Annotated in this window: 18 protein-coding genes; 11 read left to right on the forward strand and 7 right to left on the reverse strand. The window is 74.4% G+C overall.

What is annotated here, in order from left to right:
• Positions 1–5 precede the first annotated feature (5 nt).
• A complete protein-coding gene (locus tag KSE_RS24555; protein WP_014138054.1) occupies positions 6–1,019 on the reverse strand; it encodes an amino acid ABC transporter permease in 1,014 nt (337 codons plus the stop codon).
• Positions 1,020–1,622: 603 nt separating this feature from the next.
• On the opposite strand from KSE_RS24555, the gene KSE_RS24560 reads away from it, so the two are divergent.
• From KSE_RS24560 to KSE_RS24585, 6 genes are read left to right on the forward strand one after another with little or no spacing between them, the layout of a single operon-like run.
• Complete coding sequence (locus KSE_RS24560; protein WP_014138055.1) at positions 1,623–2,771, forward strand: LLM class flavin-dependent oxidoreductase; 1,149 nt, start codon at positions 1,623–1,625, stop codon at positions 2,769–2,771.
• Positions 2,768–3,316: a GNAT family N-acetyltransferase gene (locus KSE_RS24565; protein ID WP_014138056.1), complete on the forward strand. Its 549-nt coding sequence runs from the start codon at positions 2,768–2,770 to the stop codon at positions 3,314–3,316. Before KSE_RS24560 ends, KSE_RS24565 begins: the two co-directional genes overlap by 4 nt.
• Positions 3,313–4,239: an ABC transporter substrate-binding protein gene (locus tag KSE_RS24570; protein WP_014138057.1), complete on the forward strand. Its 927-nt coding sequence runs from the start codon at positions 3,313–3,315 to the stop codon at positions 4,237–4,239. Before KSE_RS24565 ends, KSE_RS24570 begins: the two co-directional genes overlap by 4 nt.
• A 14-nt stretch (positions 4,240–4,253) precedes the next feature.
• Positions 4,254–5,201, forward strand: a complete 948-nt coding sequence (locus KSE_RS24575) for an amino acid ABC transporter permease (protein WP_014138058.1) — start codon at positions 4,254–4,256, stop codon at positions 5,199–5,201.
• Between the two features lie 32 nt (positions 5,202–5,233).
• Positions 5,234–5,986 (forward strand): amino acid ABC transporter ATP-binding protein, encoded by a 753-nt coding sequence (locus KSE_RS24580; RefSeq protein ID WP_033259089.1) that lies wholly within the window; start codon positions 5,234–5,236, stop codon positions 5,984–5,986.
• Between the two features lie 55 nt (positions 5,987–6,041).
• Positions 6,042–7,028, forward strand: a complete 987-nt coding sequence (locus KSE_RS24585) for an ABC transporter substrate-binding protein (RefSeq protein WP_014138060.1) — start codon at positions 6,042–6,044, stop codon at positions 7,026–7,028.
• Between the two features lie 31 nt (positions 7,029–7,059).
• Here the strand turns inward: KSE_RS24585 and KSE_RS24590 are convergent, their stop codons facing one another.
• The 5 genes from KSE_RS24590 to KSE_RS24610 are packed head-to-tail and all read right to left on the reverse strand — an operon-like array spanning position 7,060 to position 12,244.
• Complete coding sequence (locus tag KSE_RS24590) at positions 7,060–7,938, reverse strand: STM4011 family radical SAM protein (protein WP_407927450.1); 879 nt, start codon at positions 7,936–7,938, stop codon at positions 7,060–7,062.
• A complete protein-coding gene (locus KSE_RS24595) occupies positions 7,935–9,278 on the reverse strand; it encodes an STM4012 family radical SAM protein (protein WP_014138062.1) in 1,344 nt (447 codons plus the stop codon). Before KSE_RS24595 ends, KSE_RS24590 begins: the two co-directional genes overlap by 4 nt.
• A complete protein-coding gene (locus KSE_RS24600; RefSeq protein WP_033259091.1) occupies positions 9,275–10,096 on the reverse strand; it encodes an STM4013/SEN3800 family hydrolase in 822 nt (273 codons plus the stop codon). The genes KSE_RS24595 and KSE_RS24600 overlap by 4 nt, the downstream gene beginning before the upstream one ends.
• A gap of 8 nt (positions 10,097–10,104) precedes the next feature.
• Complete coding sequence (locus KSE_RS24605) at positions 10,105–11,244, reverse strand: STM4014 family protein (protein ID WP_014138064.1); 1,140 nt, start codon at positions 11,242–11,244, stop codon at positions 10,105–10,107.
• A gap of 49 nt (positions 11,245–11,293) precedes the next feature.
• Entirely contained in the window at positions 11,294–12,244 is a 951-nt protein-coding gene (locus KSE_RS24610) for an STM4015 family protein (RefSeq protein WP_014138065.1), read from the reverse strand.
• Positions 12,245–12,456: 212 nt separating this feature from the next.
• On the opposite strand from KSE_RS24610, the gene KSE_RS24615 reads away from it, so the two are divergent.
• From KSE_RS24615 to KSE_RS24625, 3 genes are all read left to right on the forward strand, one after another.
• Positions 12,457–12,783 (forward strand): hypothetical protein, encoded by a 327-nt coding sequence (locus KSE_RS24615; RefSeq protein ID WP_014138066.1) that lies wholly within the window; start codon positions 12,457–12,459, stop codon positions 12,781–12,783.
• Between the two features lie 61 nt (positions 12,784–12,844).
• Positions 12,845–13,954, forward strand: coding sequence for a DUF6745 domain-containing protein (locus KSE_RS24620; RefSeq protein WP_014138067.1), 1,110 nt, complete (start codon positions 12,845–12,847; stop codon positions 13,952–13,954).
• 202 nt (positions 13,955–14,156) lie between these two features.
• Positions 14,157–14,996: a fumarylacetoacetate hydrolase family protein gene (locus tag KSE_RS24625; protein ID WP_014138068.1), complete on the forward strand. Its 840-nt coding sequence runs from the start codon at positions 14,157–14,159 to the stop codon at positions 14,994–14,996.
• Between the two features lie 61 nt (positions 14,997–15,057).
• On the opposite strand, the gene KSE_RS24630 is transcribed toward KSE_RS24625, so the two are convergent.
• The gene (locus KSE_RS24630) at positions 15,058–15,816 is read right to left on the reverse strand and encodes a TetR/AcrR family transcriptional regulator (protein WP_014138069.1); all 759 of its coding nucleotides are present in this window, start codon (positions 15,814–15,816) and stop codon (positions 15,058–15,060) included.
• A 139-nt stretch (positions 15,817–15,955) separates the two neighbouring features.
• On the opposite strand from KSE_RS24630, the gene KSE_RS24635 reads away from it, so the two are divergent.
• Both KSE_RS24635 and KSE_RS24640 read left to right on the forward strand, forming a co-directional pair.
• Positions 15,956–16,618 (forward strand): rhomboid-like protein, encoded by a 663-nt coding sequence (locus KSE_RS24635; RefSeq protein ID WP_014138070.1) that lies wholly within the window; start codon positions 15,956–15,958, stop codon positions 16,616–16,618.
• 56 nt (positions 16,619–16,674) lie between these two features.
• Positions 16,675–18,387 (forward strand): DUF885 domain-containing protein, encoded by a 1,713-nt coding sequence (locus KSE_RS24640; protein WP_014138071.1) that lies wholly within the window; start codon positions 16,675–16,677, stop codon positions 18,385–18,387.
• Positions 18,388–18,503 lie beyond the last annotated feature (116 nt).

The raw sequence follows: 18,503 nt of genomic DNA on the forward strand, positions 1-18,503 counted from the left end.
CGCGCTCACCGCCCCGCCACGGTGCGCGCCCGCAGCCGGAGCAGCCCGGTCCGGGCCCGCTGCCACGGGGTCGGCGGCAGCTCGCGGGTGGCGCCGCGGGCGAAGTACCGCTCCAGGTAGTACTGGCCGACCGACAGCACGCTGGTCACCGCGACGTACCAGAGGGTGGCCACCAGCAGCAGCGGGATCACCTGGTACGTCTGGTTGTAGATCACCTGGACCGAGAACAGCAGGTCGTGGACGGCGAGCACGCTGATCACCGCGGTGCCCTTCAGGGTGCCGATCAGCATGTTCCCGGCCGGCGGCAGGATCGCCCGCATCGCCTGCGGCAGCACGATCCGGCGCAGCACCCTGGCCCGGCCCAGGCCGAGCGAGGAGGCCGCCTCCAGCTGGCCCTGGTCGACCGACAGCACGCCGGAGCGCACCACCTCGGCGGCGAACGCCGCCTCGTGCAGGGTCAGGCCGATCAGCGTGGTCAGCACCGGGCCGAGCAGGTTGACCGTCTTCACCGAGAACAGCTCGCCGCCGAACGGCAGGCTCAGCGAGAGCGTCGGGTACAGCGCCCCGATGTTGTACCAGAGCAGCAGCTGGACCAGCAGCGGGGTGGCCCGGAACAGCCAGACGAAGCCCCAACTCAGGCTCTGTAGAACCGGGTTGTCGGAGAGCCTGGCCACCGCCAGCAGGGTGCCCAGGGCGAAGCCGAGGGCGACCACCGCGGCGGTCAGCCAGAGCGTCAGCAGCAGCCCGCGGAGCACCGAGGGGGCGCTCAGGTAGCTGCCGACCACCGACCACTCGAAGGCCGGGTTGCTCGCCACCGAGCGCAGCACCAGCCCGGCGGCGAGCAGCGCCAGACCGCCGCTGACGTACCGCCAGGGACGGCGCCGGGGCACCACCGGCAGCGCGGCCAGCTCGGCGGACGGACCGGCGGCGGGCGCGGCGGCCGCGGCGGTGGAAGCGGGCGCGGCGGCGGGTTTGGACGTGGGCGGGAGGCCGGTGGACGGGACGGCGGGCGAGGCCATGAGGGCTCCATGGGGCGGCGGGGCAGGCGGTCTCCGCATGCCGTCACTCACGCGCGCCGCGTCCCTCAACGCGGCTGGGCCCGGCGGCAGTTCGCCACCGGATCCGGGCAGTACTCGCTCCACCGCGATCGTACGGGTGAGCGAGCGGAGGCTGTCAAGGACGCGGGTGTTAAGCCTGGTGTGACGCCGGTGTTTCGTTCCGGGGAGAAAGGTTGACGGGCCCTCGGCGGCACTGCTCAACTGTTCGACATGACCGCCGACCAGCCCGCCCTCGTGACGCGAGGCCACATCGACTTCGGTCGGGTGTGGTCCGCGGCGTGTCGCGGCTGACCCGGCAGCGGGCCGCCTGACCGGCCCTTCCTCTCCTCCGGGAGTCCTCCCTCGGTCGCCCCAGTCGCGGGCCGGGAACGCCGTCCGTCCGGACGGATCGACAGGCGCACGCTGCCGCCCGAACACCACCGCTCGCTCCCGAGCCGGCGCACCGTCACGCGCCCCCCACCCAGCCGCCTGTCATCCCAGCCGCCCGCCCGCCACCTGTCCGCCGAGGCGTCCCCTCGGCGTACCCGGGCGCCGCGGCCGTGCCCCACCGGAAGAGGCTCCACCATGCCCGTCGAGTTCCTCGGAATCGCCGCCACCGGCGACGGTTCGGAGACCACCGCCCGCACCACCCACGCCTTCGACCGCGACTACACGCTGCGGCTGGCCCGCGCCCACGAGGACCACGGCTGGGACCGGGTGCTGTTCGCCTACGGCGCCGGCGCGCCCGAGCCGGCCGCCGCCGCCGCGTTCCTCGCGGCCAAGCTCGACCGGCTGCAGATCCTGCTCGCGCACCGCCCCAACGTCTCGTACCCGACCTTCGCCGCCAAGACCTTCGCCACCCTGGACCGGATCAGCGACGGCCGGCTCACCGTGCACTTCATCACCGGCGGCAACGACCACGAGCAGCAGCGCGAGGGCGACTTCCTGCCCAAGGACCGCCGCTACGCCCGCACCCGCGAGTACATCGGGATCGTCAAGAAGGCCTGGACCAGCCGCGAACCCTTCGACCACGAGGGCGAGTTCTACCGCTTCAACGACTTCGTCTCGGACGTCTTCCCGGTCCAGCAGCCCCGGCCGAACGTCTCCTTCGGCGGCTCCTCGCCCGCCGCGTTCGCGGCCGGCGGCGCCGAGGCCGACATCTACGCGCTGTGGGGCGAGCCGCTGGTCCGCACCGCCGAGCAGATCGAGCTGGTGAAGGCCGCCGCCGAGGCCGCCGGGCGCACCGACACCCCGCGGATCCAGGTCGCCTTCCGGCCGATCATCGCGCCCACCGAGGAGCTCGCCTGGGAGAAGGCGCACCGCACGGTCGCCGCGATCAAGGCCCGCCGGGGCTCCGGCGACCTGGTGCGCCACCGGTCGGTCAGCGCCGAGGGGCCGGAGAACGCCGGCTCGCAGCGGCTGGTGGAGATCGCCGAGGCCGGCGAGCGCTACGACCGCGCGCTGTGGACCCCGACCGCCGCCGCGACCGGCGGCGCCGGCAACTCCAACGCCCTGGTCGGCACGCCCGAGACGGTCGCCCAGGCGCTGCTCGACTACTACGACCTCGGCGTGGACATCCTCTCCGCCCGCGGCTACGACCACGTCGGCGACGCGATCGACTTCGGCCGGTACGTCATCCCGATCGTCCGCGAGGAGGTCGCCAAGCGCGACGCCGCCAAGGCCGCGAAGGCCGCCGAGGCCGCGGCCGACACCGCCAAGGCCGCCGCGGCATGAGCACGCTGACCGTCGAGCGGGCCGTCCTCGGCGACCCGCTCACCCAGCCGCTGATCCGCGAGCTCACCCACGAGTACGTCACCCGCTACGGGGACGGCGGACAGCAGGAGATGGCCCGCTACGGCGCCGAGGAGTTCACCCCGCCGGACGGGCTGCTGCTCCTGCTGCTGCGCGACGGCGAACCGGTGGCCGGCGGCGCCTACCGCCGCCACGAGAGCGACCGCACCGCCGAGGTGAAGCGGATGTGGACCGCCGCCGGGCACCGCCGCCAGGGCCTGGGCCGCCGCGTCCTGGCCGAGCTGGAGGACGCCGCCCGGCAGGCCGGCTACCGCCGGATCCACCTCACCACCGGGCCGCTCCAGCCGGAGGCCAAGGGCCTCTACCTGGCGGCCGGCTACACCCCGCTGTTCGACGTCGGCGCGCCGCCGCAGGACCGGCCGCTGCCGTTCGAGAAGGACCTGCACCACCCCGACCCGACAGGGCCCGGCCCGACCCGCCCGCAAGACCTGGCCGCCGCGGCGGCCGGAAAGGCACCGACCCGATGAAGCGCCACCTCCCCGCCCTCGCCCTGGCCTCGGTCGCCGCCCTGGCGCTGGCGGGCTGCGGCTCCGACCCGGCGGCCGCCCCGAAGGCCGCGCCGGTCGGCATCCAGCCGAGCCAGGACGTCCTGTCGGGCGTCCACAAGAGCGACGCGGCCGCCGCGCTGCTGCCCGACGACGTCAAGGCCGCCGGCACGATCAAGCTCGGCGGCGCGGTCGGCACCCCGCCCGGGGCGTACTACCCGGAGGGCAAGAAGGAGCTCGCCGGGCTGGACGTCGACCTGGTCAACGGCGTCGCCGCGGTGCTCGGGGTGAAGGTGCAGCGCGAGGACGCCGCGTTCGAGACCATCCTGCCCGCGCTCGGCAGCGGCAAGTACGACGTCGGCACCGGCAACTTCGGCGTCACCACGGCCCGGCTGAAGACCGTCGACTTCGTCACCTACATCGACGACGGCCAGGGCTTCGCGGTGCGCTCGGACAACACCGCGCTGAACAACGTCACCGACCTGACCCAGCTGTGCGGCCTGACCGTCGGGACCGGCGCGGGCACCACCTTCGAGGCGACCCTGAACGCGAAGAAGGACGACTGCGCGAAGGCCGGCAAGAAGCCGTACGACGTGAAGGTGTTCACCGAGAACGGCGCCGTGCTCACCGGCCTCCAGCAGGGCCGGCTGGACGTGGTGATGTCGACCATCAACGGCCTGCGCTACCAGGCGAACCAGCCCACCGCGAAGATCCGCTTCCTCGGCGAGTTCCACCGCCTGGACGTCGGCTTCGCGTTCAAGAAGGGCTCGACGCTCACCCCCGCCTTCCAGGCCGCCGTCAACCAGCTGATCAAGGACGGCACGTACCAGAAGATCCTGGCCAAGTGGGGCACCGCCGACTCGGCGATCACCGAGTCGCAGATCAACCCGCCCGAGCACCCCTGACCACGGAGCCCCCGATGACCGCCCTCACCCCCGAGAAAACCCTCGCCCTCAGACAGTCGGACGACTCCGTGGAGCGGCTGACGATCGTCCCGCACCGCCGCCCCTGGCGGCTGGTGGCCGGCCTGGCCGCCCTGGTGCTGGTCGTCCAGTTCGCCCACGGGCTGGCCGTCAACCCCGGCTGGGACTGGCCGACCTTCCGCGCCTTCGTGTTCTCCGACAGCATCCTGCGCGCGGTCGGGATGACCATCCAACTCACCGTCTACGGAACGGTCCTGGGCTTCGCGCTGGGCGCGGTGGTGGCCGCCCTGCGGCTGTCCGGCAGCCCGATCCTGCGCACCATCGCCTGGACGTACGTGTGGGCGTTCCGGTCGATCCCGCTGATCGTCCAGCTGGTGTTCTGGTTCAACCTGTCCTACCTGTACAAGCGGTTCGGGATCGGCATCCCGTTCGGCCCGAGCTTCGTCTCCTTCGAGACGATGGACCTGCTCGGCGCGCTCGGCGCGGCCGTCCTCGGCCTGGCCCTGCACCAGGCCGCGTACGCCGCCGAGATCATCCGCGGCGGCGTGCTCTCGGTGGACGCCGGGCAGCTCGAGGCGGCCGCCGCGCTCGGCATCCCGAAGTTCCGGCAGGCCTGGCGGATCGTGGTGCCGCAGGCGATGCGCGGCATCCTGCCGAACGCCGCCAACGAGGTGGTCTCGCTCTTCAAGGGCACCTCGATCGTCTACGTGATGGCGATCGGCGAGCTGTTCTACCAGGTCCAGGTGATCTACGGCCGGACCGGCCGGGTGGTGCCGCTGCTGATGGTCGCCACCGTCTGGTACGTGCTGCTGACCACCGCGCTCTCGCTGGTCCAGTACTACGTCGAGCGGTACTTCGCCCGCGGCAGCGAACGCAGCGTGCCGCCCACCCCCTGGCAGCGGCTGCGGGCCGCCGCCACCGAGTTCAAGGAGAAGCGGGCATGAGCGGCGACACGGCCACCGCCGGCGCCACGGCCATGGTCGAGGTGCGCGGCGTGCACAAGCGGTTCGGACGGCTGGAGGTGCTGCGCGGCATCGACCTCGACGTCCGCCCCGGCACCGTCACGGTGGTGCTCGGCCCGTCCGGCTCCGGCAAGTCCACCCTGCTGCGGGCGGTCAACCACCTGGAGAAGCTCGACCAGGGCTACGTCCGGGTGGACGGCGAGCTGATCGGCTACCGGCGCAGCGGCGACAAGCTGCGCGAGCTGCCCGAGCGCGAGGTGCTCAAGCAGCGCACCCGGCTCGGCTTCGTCTTCCAGAACTTCAACCTCTTCCCGCACCTGACCGTGCTGGAGAACCTGGTGGAGGCCCCGGTCGGCGCGCTCGGCGTGCCCAAGGCCGAGGCCCGGGCCCGCGCCCTGGAACTGCTGGAGCGGGTCGGCCTGGCCGACAAGGCCGCCGAGTACCCGCGCCGGCTCTCCGGCGGCCAGCAGCAGCGCGTCGCCATCGCCCGGGCGCTCGCCCTGGAGCCCAAGGTGCTGCTGTTCGACGAGCCGACCTCGGCGCTCGACCCCGAGCTGGTCGGCGAGGTGCTCGACGTGATCAAGGACCTGGCCCGGGCCGGCACCACCATGATCGTCGTCACCCACGAGATCGGCTTCGCCCGCGAGGTCGCCGACACGGTGGTCTTCATGGACGGCGGCGTGATCGTCGAGCAGGGCCCGCCCAGCCAGGTGCTGGACGACCCGCGGCAGGAGCGGACCCGCGCCTTCCTCGCCAAGGTCCTCTGACCCCCCGTACCCCGCAACGCCCCATCCCCTCGCACCCGATCAGGAGTCGATCCGCATGTCCGTGATCCGCCGCACCTTCGTCCCGGCCGCCGCCGCGCTCGCCGCCGCGCTGCTGCTCTCCTCCTGCGGCTCGTCCGGCGGCGCCTCCGCCGACCTCGGCGCCAAGAAGGAGGGCACCGCGCCCAACGGCGCGAAGGTCAACCTGACGCCCGACCAGAACCGGACCCACGTCGCGAAAGTCGACGCGATCGCGGCACTCGTCCCGGACGAGATCCGCCGAAGAGGCACCCTCCAGGTAGCCGCCGCGGCCGGCACCGTCCCGCCGCTGGTCTTCTACGCCACCGACGACAAGACGGTGATCGGCAACGAGACCGACATCGCCTACCTGGTCGGCGACGTGCTGGGCCTCAAGGTCGAGCTCAACCCGAGCTCCTGGGAGAACGTCTTCGTCGGCCTGGACAGCGGCAAGTACGACGTCGGCATCACCAACATCACCGTCACCGAGGCCCGCAAGGAGAAGTACGACTTCGCCACCTACCGGCTCGACAACCTCGGCTTCGAGGCCAAGAAGGGCGGCAGCTGGAAGATCAAGGGCCCGGCCGACGTCGCCGGCCACACCATCGGCGTCAGCTCCGGCACCAACCAGGAGAAGCTGCTGCTCGACTGGAGCGCGCAGGACGTCAAGAACGGCCTCAAGCCGGTCGACGTGAAGTACTTCCAGACCTCATCCGACTACTACCTGGCGCTCGGCTCCGGCCGGATCGACGCCTGGCTCGGCCCCAACCCGGCCACCGCCTTCCACGCCGTGCAGACCGGCGAGACCGAGGTGATCGGCACCTACTCCGGCGGCGGCGACACCGTCCTCGGCAAGATCGGCGCCACCACCAAGAAGGACAACGGCCTGGTCAAGGCGCTCAACGCGGCACTCAACGAGATCATCAAGGGCGGCAGCTACGGCGAGGTGCTGAAGCGCTGGGGCCTGGACAAGGAGGCCGTGCAGACCTCCGAGATCAACCCGCCCGGCCTGCCCAAGACCAACTGACCCGCCACCGGCACCCGCTGGAGCGCATCCCTCACCACCCGTGCGGGATGCGCTCCAGCACGCCGCCCGCGAACACGTCGTACAGCGGCAGCGACTCCAGGTGCACGTACCCGATGTGGCAGTCGCAGCTCCCCAACGGGCAGGCCCGCGGCCGCAGTTGCTCCCGGTACGAGTCGTCGTACAGGTTGCCCAGCGGCGGCCGGACGAAGTGGCAGCGGCGCACCGTGCCCTCGCCGTCCACCGACACCACGCTCTCGCCCGTCCGGCACGGCAGCCCCGCGCTGCGGTGCGGGTGGCGGCTGTAGCCGAACAGCGGGTCCAGCTCCGCCCAGCCGGCCGCCTCGGCGTCGTCGTACACGTGCCCGTCGGCCGCGTTCACCCACAGGTAGACCTCCGGCGGCAGCGCCGCGCGCAGCCGCCGGGCCGCCGCCGCCTGCTCCGGCAGGCCGACCACGCCGACGCTGAACCGCACGCCCAGCGCGGTGAGTTCGGCGCACTTGGCGAGGAAGCGCTGCTCGCTGACCTGCCCCGGGTGGTACGTCACCCAGAGCGCCAGCTTCGCGCGGTCGGCCTCCGCCAGCCAGCCGGTGCGGCAGCTCCCGTTGGTCTGGATCGCCACCCGCTCCAGGTGCGGCAGCCGGCTCAGCTCCACCATCGCCCGCCGGTACCAGCTCCGCACCAGCCCCTCGCCCCACGGCGTGAACAGCACTGACAGCCGCCCGTGCCGGTACGCCGCCGCCCAGGCGGTGAACCGCTCCAGCGCCGCCCGGTCGGCGCGCAGCAGCTCCGGGGTGTCGCGCCGCTTGGCGAACGGGCAGTACGGGCAGTCGTAGTCGCAGGAGGACAGCGGGCCCCGGTAGAGCACGCTCAGGTGGTCGTCCACGGCGTCCACGGTGTTCACCTCGCTCACTTGGCCTCGTACTCCGCCATCGCGGCGCGCGCCGCCGCCGAGAACAGCCGCGGGCCCACCGCGTCCGACCAGGCCAGCCCCTCCGGGCTGAGCAGCAGCCGGCCCGCCGCCGGGTCGGCCAGCCAGCCGCGGGCGGCGAGCTCGGCCAGCTCGGCCGGGAAGTCCAGCTCCGGGGTGCTGCCGAAGCGCTCCCGGTAGGCCGCCAGGTCGACGCCCTCGCCCTGCAGCAGCGACTGCACCAGGTGGCGGCGGCGGGTCTCCTCGTCCGTCATCTCCCAGCCCAGCTCGGCCCGGGAGAAGTCCGGCGCGGCCACGTAGTCGTCGATGATCCGGCGCACCTCGCGGGCGTCCACCGCGTAGTCGAACGAGTAGTGCAGCCGCGAGGTGTACGAGCGCGCCCCGCAGCCCAGGCCCACCATGCCGTCGGTCTGGCAGGCGTACTCGCCCGCGCTCGCGCGCGCCGCGCCCGCCCGGCGGAACATCCGCATCGACACCTGCTCGTAGCCCTCGGCCAGCAGGTGGTCGCGGCCCGCCCGGTACAGCGCCAGCCGCTGGGCGTCCCACGCCGGCTCCGCCGCGCCGGCCGCGCCGTGCCGGCCCAGGCCGGTCAGCGGGCGGACGTACAGCGGGTACAGGTACAGCTCCTCCGGCCGCCAGCGCAGCGCCGCGTCGAGGGACGCCACCCAGCTGGCCGGGGTCTGGCCCTCGATGCCGTAGATCAGGTCGACGTTCAGCACCGGGAAGCCGGCCGCCCGCACCCGCTCCAGCGCCGCCTCCACCGCCGCCCGCTTCTGCGGGCGCACCGCCGCCTTCGCCTCCCCGTCCAGGAACGACTGCACGCCGAGGCTGAGCCGGGTCGTCCCGCGCTCGGCCAGCACCCGCAGCCGGTCCGCCGTCGCGGTGTCCGGCGAGGCCTCCACCGAGAGCGGCACCGCCCGCAGGTCGACGCCCATCCGCGACTCGGCGATGTCGCACAGCCGCTCCAGCTCGGCCGCGCTCAGGTAGGTCGGCGTCCCGCCGCCGAACGCCGCCAGCGCGAACCGCGCCCCCGGCGCCAGCGCCTCGCGCACCTGCGCCGCCTGCCGCTCCAGCGCGTCCAGGTACGCCGTGGTCAACCCCTCCGGGCTGCCGATCCGGGTGAACAGGTTGCAGAACCCGCACCGCACCTCGCAGAACGGCACGTGCAGGTACAGCGAGAGCGCGTCCTGCTTCTCGCCCCGCCACAGCTCGGCGAGCCGCGGCCGCTCCGGCAGCGGGCGGTACGCCGTCTTGTGCGGGTACGCGTAGACGTAACTCTGGTACGGGGACTCGGCGGTGGCGGTGGTGCTCGTCGGGGTCATGCGGGCTCCTGCGGGGTGGCGGGGAGGGTGAAGTGCGCGTACGGGACGGTCCAGACCACCTCGTGGCCGATCCGGTGGCCGGTGTACCCGTCCTCGCCGTACGCGGTGCCGTGGTCCGAGCAGACGATCGCGAAGCACGGGCGACGGGCGCTCATCGCCGCGAACAGCCTCCCCACGTGCGCGTCCACGTACTCCAGCGCGGCGGCGTGGGTCGCCCGGCTGTCCCCGTCGGCCCGGGTCGCGCCCGGCAGGTGGAACCAGTTCGGCTGGTGCAGCGCCGAGACGTTGACGAACAGGAACAGCGGGCGGTCCGGCGGCTGCTCGGCCGCGACCCGCTCCGCGACGGCCACCTGCGACTCGAAGGAGGTCGGCGACGGGACGCCCAGCTCCGGGGCCCAGTGGCTCTCCTGGAACAGGTTCGGCAGCACCGAGCCGAGCGCGCCCTGCTTGTTGAAGAACCCCACCCCGCCGACGCAGACCGTCCGGTACCCGGCCCCGGCGAGCGCCGTCGGCAGGTCCGGCGCGTCGAACACCCAGGTGCGCGGCTCGGTCGTCTCCGACCCGGCGAACCGGGCCGCGAACAGCCGCGGGTGCGGGCCGTCCGGCGAGGCGGGCGTGGGCAGGAACCCGGCCAGGATCGCCTGGTGCGCGGCGTACGTGAAACTGCCCGGCGAGTGCCGCCGCTCCCAGCCGGTGGGCGGCAGGACCTTCGCCAGGTTCGGCAGGCGGCCGGCCGCGAGCAGCTCGGCGGCGACGTCGTAGCGCAGCGTGTCGAGGGTGACCAGCAGCAGGTCGTGCGAGCCGACGACCCGGTTCATGTCGGGGATCACGCGACCGCCTCCGCAGAGCGGGACAGCGGCCCGCGCGCCGGCGGGGGTCCGGGGGCCGGGGCGTAGGCCGGGGAGGCGAGCTGGGCGGCGTAGGTGTCGAGCCCCGGGGCCGGGCCCTCGGGGAGGCCGGGGAGGTTCGGCAGCAGGTCGCCGAAGGCGTTGACCTCGGCGACCAGGGTGCGGCGCCAGTGGGAGTGCGGGAGCAGGTCGACGCCGACCATGGGGGAGCGGGGGAAGCACCGGGCGGCGGCCTCGGCGGTGGCGAGCAGGGCGGGCCAGTGGTCGCCGGCCTCGGCCCGGGCCAGGGCGGTGTCGCCGCGCCGGCCGCCCAGGTGCAGGTTGGTCATCGGGTGGCGGCTGGTGCGGACCACCGCGTGGGTGGCCCGGCCGCCGACCACCAGCACCCGCAGGTCGGCGGGCCGGCCGGCCTGGCCGGACTTCGGCACCCAGCGCTCGACGTGCAGCCCCTCGGGGGCGAGCCGGTCGACCAGGGCGGCGACCTCCGCCTCGGTGCGGTAGCGGCGGACGGTCAGCGAGTTGTGCAGCCCGTCCGGGGCGACCTCGACCGAGGCGGTGGCCTGGACCCGGCCGCGCGGCCCGTACTCCAGCGCCACCACGCCGGACGCCGACGAGCCGTGCACCGGCTTCAGGAACACCCGGCGCATCCCGGCCGCCGCCAGCCGCTCCCGCAGCTCGGCGTAGCCGGACGGGAGTCCGCCGGGCAGCGCGGGCGGCACCGGCACCCCGGCCGCCGCCAGCCGGGCGTGCGCGCGCCGCTTGTCGAACATGGCGGCGATCTCGTCCGGGTCGCCGAGCAGCCGCACCCCGGGCCGGGCGGCCAGCGCGCGCAGGGCCGCGGTGACGCCCGCGTACCAGGCGGGGCCGCCCTCGACCCGGGTCGGCGCGTAGCCGGGGCCGAGCGCGGGGCCGCGCAGCAGCAGGTCGGCCTCCGGGTCCTCGCCGGGCGAGTCGACCCGGACCACCGCGCCGGGCGGCAGCTCGTACCGCCCGCGCAGCACGGCCGCCCAGGGCAGCACGGCGGGTTCCGGCCGCCCGGCGGCGCGGGCCGCGGCGGCGAACAGGGTGACCCGGCGGTGCCCCGGGCAACCCAGGACGACCAGCTGGTGCGCGGTCAAGACGGTGCCTCCCGGCGACTCGGAGATGGCGGCTGCTCGGAGCCGGCGGCTACTCGGAGATGGCGACGTAGCGCCAGTTGTCGCCCGGGTCCTCGGCGCCGGAGAGGTCGAGCTCGACGCCGGGCAGCGCGTCGCGCAGGCGCTGCTGCATGCCGGCGGTGAGGTAGTGGTGGTGCAGGTCCAGGGTCTTCAGGTGGGTGAGCGGCTGGCCCTCCAGCAGCGCCGCCGCGCCCTCGTCGGTGAACGCGCCCATCGACAGCGACAGGCCGGTCAGCCGGGGCACCACGGGCGCCCGGGCGACCAGTTCGGCGATCCGGTCCTGCAGCACCGAGTCCTGCAGGCCCAGGTGGGTCAGCGCGGGCAGCCGGGCGCCGGACAGGAACGGCGCGAGGTCCTCCAGCGTCCAGTCGCCGCCGTAGTTGTCGACGCCGAGCCACAGCTCCAGCCGCTCCAGCGCCGGGAAGTCGCAGGCGCCGACCGCCCGGACCACCGCGGCGGGCAGCCCGCCGGACTCGAAGCGCAGCGCCTTCAGCCGCTCGTGCCGCAGCGGCGTGAGGGCGAGCCGCTCGGTGTCCTCGTAGTCCTCGCTGGCGCCGCGCACCACCAGCTCCTCCAGCAGCGGGAAGGTCTCGAACACCGGCGTGACGTCGCACATCTGGATCCAGGAGATCTCGCACTCCTCGTACGTGACGTCGGCGAGGAACAGCGCGCGCAGCCCGGTCAGCCGGTCGGCGGCGCCGAGGATCAGCGGCAGCGCGACGGACAGCGACTCCGGCTCCTCCGCGAACCAGCGGCCCAGCACCAGCGCGCCGACCTCGGACGGGTCGACGGCCGCCAGGAACTCGCCCCAGAGCGCGGCGAAGTCCTTCTCGTCGTCCCAGTCCAGGCCGATCCGCCAGGCGGTGCCGGCCGCGGGCGGCAGGTCGCCCTTCTCCTGCGCCGTGCGGAAGTCGGTGACCGGGAGGCCGTGGAACTCCTTGGCGTGCTCGCTGATGGCCATGCGCTGCTCCTCGCTGGAGTGGTCGTGGTGCCGCTGTCGTGGTCCCGCCGGGGTGGTGCGCTGTCGCCCGCGGGGGCCGGAGACCTGTCTACCAGCCGCCCGTGACGTCCACCCGCGCGGACGACGCGACGGGCGCCCGGTTGTCGGTGGCACGGCCTAGTTTGCGGGGCACGGAGTTCGGCAGCGGGCCGGACCGGACCGCGGGAGGCCCCGTGTACCGCCAGGGTGACGTACTGATCGTTCCGGTCGAGCCGAGCGCCGTCCCGGCCTCCGCCGCGACCATGGCGCGCCAGCCGAGGGACGGCCGGGGCCGGCTGGTGCTGGCCCTCGGCGAGGTGACCGGGCACGCCCACGCGGTGCTCGGCCCGGGCGAACTCGTCCGCGAGGGCGGCCCGTTCTCGTTCGCCTGGCTGCACCTGCCGGAGGGCGGCAAGGTCGTGCACGAGGAGCACGCGACGATCGCGCTGCCGGCCGGCTGGTTCCGGGTGGTCCGCCAGCGCGAGTACGCGCCCGGCGCCGTCCGGATGGTCGCCGACTAGCCTTCCCCGCCCCGACCCGACACCCGTACCAGACGTACCAGACCCAGAATCCGGAGAACCGATGAGCAGCCAGCTGACGGGCCGTCCCGCCGACCTCGCGGTGGCCCACTGGCGGGCCGTCGCCGCCGCCACCGGGCCCGCCGACCGGGCCACCGCCGAGCAGGCCGTCCGGGACGCCTACCGGGCCGCCGGGCTGGCCGAGCCGGTCGAGTTCCGCTGGCACCCCTCGCCGCGCGCCGCCGTCGCCGAACTCCTGGAGCGCCGGGCCGAGTTCGGGGCGAGCGTGCGCGAGCGGGTGCGCACCGCCGCCTGGGAGCGGGCCCGCGCCGGCGCCCTCGCCGCGCACGGCCCGGCCGGCTGGGCCGCGCTCTGGGCCACCACCGGCGCCGAGTTGGCCGCCACCACCGGGCTGCCCGCCGAGCGGGTCCGCACCGCGTTGCTCGACCACTTCGCCCCCGAGCCCGAGCCGATCACCGACTGGCAGGAGGCCCGCAAGCCCGAGAACAAGGCGGTCCGGGCGCTCGCCGCCGAACAGCGCGGCCGGGTCCGGCTGCTGCTGCTCGACGCGGTGGCCGGCCAGCACGACGCCGCCTGGCTCGCCGCCTTCGACACCGCCGGCACCGGCGACGCCGCCCTCGCCGCGCTGGCCGCCGCCGCCCGGCAGACCGGCTGGTGGTGGCCGTACGAGCGGACCGTGCTGCTCAGCGAGCGCCCCGCCGCGCTGCACCGCGACGAGGCCGGCCGGCTCGACCGCGCCGACGGCCCCGCCCTCGCCTACGCCGACGGCTTCGCGCTGTACGCCTGGCGCGGCATGCCGGTCCCCGCCGACTTCCCGGCGCGGCTGACCGGGCTCACCCCCGAGCGGATCCGCGCCGAGGACAACGCCGAGCTGCGCCGGGTCATGCTGGAGCACTTCGGCTACGACCGCTACCTCGCCGAGTCCGGTGCCGAACCGCTGCACCGGGACGAGACCGGCGTGCTGTGGCGGATCCAACTCCCGGACGACGAACCGGTGGTGATGGTCGAGGTGGTCAACTCCACCCCCGAGCCGGACGGCACCCACCGCACCTACTACCTGCGCGTCCCGCCCGGCACCCGCACCGCCCGGGCCGGCGTCGCCTGGACGTTCGGCGTCGAGGAGTCCGCGTACCGCCCGCAGCGCGAGACCTGACCGGACGGCCGGGCTGGGCGGCCGGGCCCGGCGGCGTCGGGTGTCAAGGGTGCGGGCCGCCGATTCGGCTCCCGCCGCCCCGCCTCCGATTGGGAGGAATTCGCCGAAGCGGCACCGCTGTTCCGCAGGCGAGCGCCCCTGATATACCTCGGTGTCCAGGGGCAGGGACGACCCGCCCCCGACGAACAGGTGGTGACGTGCAGTGAAGCTCCTCCGCGTGGGCCCTGCGGGCGCAGAACGACCCGTCGTACTCGCACCCGACGGCACCGCCCGCGACCTGCGCCCGCTCACCCCCGACCTCGACGGCGCCTTCCTCGCGGCCCTCGACCCGGCGGCGCTCGACCTCGCGGCGCTCCCGGTCACCGACCTGGCCGGCGAGCGCGTCGGCCCGCCGGTCGCCCGCCCCGGCAAGATCGTCGGCATCGGCCTCAACTACCGCGACCACGCGGCCGAGGCGGGCGCCGCGATCCCGGCCGAGCCGGTGGTCTTCCTCAAGCCGACCAACACCCTGGTCGGCCCGAACGACCAGGTGCTCGTCCCGCGCGGCAGCGAGAAGACCGACTACGAGGTGGAACTCGCCGTCGTCATCGGCCGCACCGGCCGCTACCTGGAGACCCCGGCCGACGCCGCCGCGATCATCGCCGGCTACGCGGCCGTCAACGACGTCACCGAGCGCGCCTTCCAGTTCGACCGCGGCGGCCAGTGGGACAAGGGCAAGTCCGCCGAGACCTTCACCCCGCTCGGCCCCTGGCTGGTCACCCCCGACGAGCTCGGCGACCCGCAGGCCCTCGACCTGCGCCTGTGGGTCAACGGCGAGCTCCGGCAGGACGGCAGCACCGCCGCGATGATCTTCCCGGTGCACGAGACCGTCCGCTACCTCACCCACTTCATGCGCCTCGACCCCGGCGACATCGTCATCACCGGCACCCCCGCCGGCGTCACCCTCGGCCGCCCCGGCACCCCGTTCCTCCGGGCCGGCGACAAGGTCGCCCTCGAAGTCACCCGGCTCGGCCGCCAGGAGACCACGCTCGGCCAGGCGTAGCCCCCCGGGGGGACGGGTCGGGGGCGGAGCCAACGGCGGTCCCCGGGCCGCTCCGCCCCGGTCAGAGCCCCAGGTCCCGCAGGCGCGCGATCAGCACGCCCGCCGGGCTCTCCGCGGTCTCCAGCTGGAGCCAGCCGTGCAGCACCTCCGCGGTCTGGGCGTCGCGGACGGCGGTGGCCGCCGCCATCACGACGAACTGGTCGACCAGCCAGGCGCAGAGCGAGTCGGCCGGGATCTGCCGCCCCTCGTCGAGCCAGCTGATCGCGGAGGCTTCGACCACCGAGATCCAGGAGCGGACCAGCAGGGTCAGCCGCGGCCCGGCCTCCCGCACGCCCAGGTAGCGCAGGGTGCGCCGGAGCGCCGCGCGGCGGACGTCGTCGACGATCGCCGAGGTGCGGGCGGTCTCGACCACCGAGCCGCCGCGCAGCAGCGCGCCGTAGCCGGCGGCGTGCTCGCCGACGAAGTCGAAGTAGCGGTGCAGCACGGCGCCGAGCTGCTGGGTGGGGGTGCCGTCGGTGGGTTCGACGGTGAAGCGGGTGGTGAGCTCGGAGGCGGCGCTGCGCAGCGCCGCCTCGTACAGCTGCTGCTTGCCGCCGGCGAAGTAGCGGTAGACCAGCGGCCGGGAGGCCCCGGCGGCCTCGGCGACGTCGTCGAGCGAGACCTCCTCGGGCGGGCGGGAGGCGAACAGCTCCAGGGCGACGGCGATCAGCTGCTCGCGCCGTTGCTGGACGGGCAGGCGCCGGTAGGCGGCGCGGCGGGGGCGCTGCGCGGCGGTGGGGTCGTCGACGGGCTCCTCGACGGGGGAGGGGGTCGCTGCCATGCGTGCCAGGGTAGACCTCGGGCGGCCCGCCGCACCCCCTCCGCACGGCCGCCACCGGCGGGTTCCCGCCGGGCGGGGCCGCCCCGGCGGCGGCAGACTGTGGGCAGGTCTCGGGTCACGTCGTGGCGAGGAGCGGCCGGTGCGGTGGGTGCGGGCGGTGTGGCGGTGGGTGCGGCAGTGGGTGGCGAAGTCCCCGGGGACGTACGTGTGGCTGCTGCTGCTGGCGTTCACCAGCTTCGTGGTGGCGCGGATGGACCCGGCGGCGCTCGACTACTTCCTGCAGAAGCGTTCCACCAACATCGACCAGCTCTCCTCGCGTCCGGTGCACGCCCTGCTGGCCAGCCTGATCTGGACCGAGCAGTCGAACTTCCTCTTCTACTTCGTGGTCTTCCACGTCTTCCACGTGCCGGCCGAGCGCTGGCTCGGCACCCGCCGCTGGCTGACCGTCGCGCTCACCTCGCACGTGCTGGCGACCTTCGTCAGCGAGGGCGTGGTCGCCTGGGGCGTCCACCACCACGTGCTGCCGGCCAACATGTCGACCACGGTGGACGTCGGCGTGTCGTACGCGCTGGCCGGGGTGGAGGGCGTGCTGACCTACGCGCTGGCCGGGGCGTGGCGCTGGGTGTACGGGATCGGGCTGGTCGGGTTCTACCTGGTGCCGCTGCTGGCCTCGCACACCTTCACCGATCTGGGGCACTTCTGCTCGGTGCTGATCGGCCTGGCGTTCTACCCGATCACCCGCGGCCGGCCGAGCTGGGACCCGTGGCGCAGCCTCCGCCGGGCGACCCCTGTCCGGGGGTGACGACGCCGATACCCGGCAGGGGTTGAATTCGTCTGCGGCTACGACAGGATGGCCGGATGGCTCATGAACTGAACGTCCCTCACCCGAGCGGCCCCACCCCGCGCCGCCTCGCCGACTCCTACGTCCAGGCACTCGCCGACACCGACCCGCTGACCGCGGTATACCTCGGCCTCAACCCCGAGGACGACCGGCTCCCGGACCTCTCCGCGGCCGGCATCGAGGCCACCGCCGACCTCGCCCGCCACACCCTCGCCGCGCTCGACGCGCTGGAGGCGGCCGGCCCGGTCGAGGACCAGGCCGAGCGCCGCTGCGCCCGGCTGCTGCGCGAACGGCTGACCGCCGAACTCGCCGTGCACGACGCCGGCGAGGGCTTCCGCGGCGTCCGGAACCTGGGCTCCCCGGTGCACAACACCCGCGAGATGTTCACCCTGCTGCCCACCGCCACCGACGAGGACTGGCAGCGGCTCGGCCGCCGACTGGCCCGCTTCCCGCAGGCGCTGGCCCAGTACCGGCAGAGCCTGGAGGAGGGCGTCCGGCGCGAGCTGTTCTCGGCGCCGCGCCAGGTCGACACCGTGGTCGGCCAGTTCGGCGAGTGGATCGACGGCGACACCCCCGGCGGCTGGTTCGGCGAACTGGTCGCCCCCGCCCCCGCCCACCTGCGCGAGCCGCTGACCGCCACCGCGGTCGAGGCCACCGCCGCCCTCGCCGAACTGCGCGACTGGCTGCGCGACGTCTACGGCCCGGCCGCGAAGGGCACCCCCGACGCGGTCGGCCGCGAACGCTACACCCGCTGGGTGCGCTACTGGACCGGCGCCGAGCTCGACCTGGACGAGGCGTACCGCTGGGCCTGGGAGCAGTTCCACGACCTGGACGCGCAGATGCGCGTCGAGGCGGAGAAGGTCCGTCCCGGCCACACCCCGATGCAGGCGATGAAGTGGCTGGAGGCCGACGGGCCGGCCGTCCACGGCGAGCAGGCCGTGCAGGAGTACCTCCAGGGCCTGATGGACCGGGCGATCGAGGACCTCCAGGGCACCCACTTCGACCTGGCCGAGCCGCTGCTCAAGGTCGAGTCGCGGATCGCCCCGCCCGGCAGCGCCGCCGCCCCCTACTACACCCAGCCCTCGCTGGACTTCTCCCGCCCCGGCCGGACCTGGCTGCCCACCCTGGGCCGCGAGAAGTTCCCCGAGTGGGACCTGGTCTCCACCTGGTACCACGAGGGCGTCCCAGGCCACCACCTGCAGCTCGCGCAGTGGACGTACGTCGCCGACCGGCTCTCCACCTACCAGGTCACCCTGGGCGGGGTCAGCGCCAACATGGAGGGCTGGGCGCTGTACGCCGAGCGCCTGATGGACGAGCTCGGCTACCTCACCGACCCGGGCCACCGCCTCGGCTACCTGAACGCCCAGATGATGCGGGCGCTGCGGGTGATCGTCGACATCGGCATGCACGCCGAGCTGGACTTCCCGGCCGACTCGCCGCTCGCCCCCGGCGAGCCGATGACGCCCGAGCTGGCCCGCGAGTTCTTCGGCTCGTACTGCGGCCTGTCCAGCGACTTCCTGGACAGCGAGCTGGTCCGCTACCTCGGCCTGCCCGGCCAGGCGATCGGCTACAAGCTCGGCGAGCGGGCCTGGCTGCGCGGACGGGCCGCGGCCCGGGCGGCGGCCGAGGCGCGCGGCGCCGAGTTCGACGCCAAGAGCTGGCACATGGCCGCGCTCTCCCAGGGCTCGCTCGGCCTGGACGACCTGGTCACCGAGCTCGGCGCGCTCTGACGGACCTCCCCCGGGTGGCCGATGCGGCCGGGCACCCGGGGGGCCGACCACACCGCACCGCGCACCGCACCGCGCCGCACCCCACCGCACCGCGCACCCCACCGCACCCCGCCGCA

The sequence above is a fragment of the Kitasatospora setae KM-6054 genome (genome assembly GCF_000269985.1).
GTDB classification, from domain to species: Bacteria; Actinomycetota; Actinomycetes; order Streptomycetales; family Streptomycetaceae; genus Kitasatospora; species Kitasatospora setae.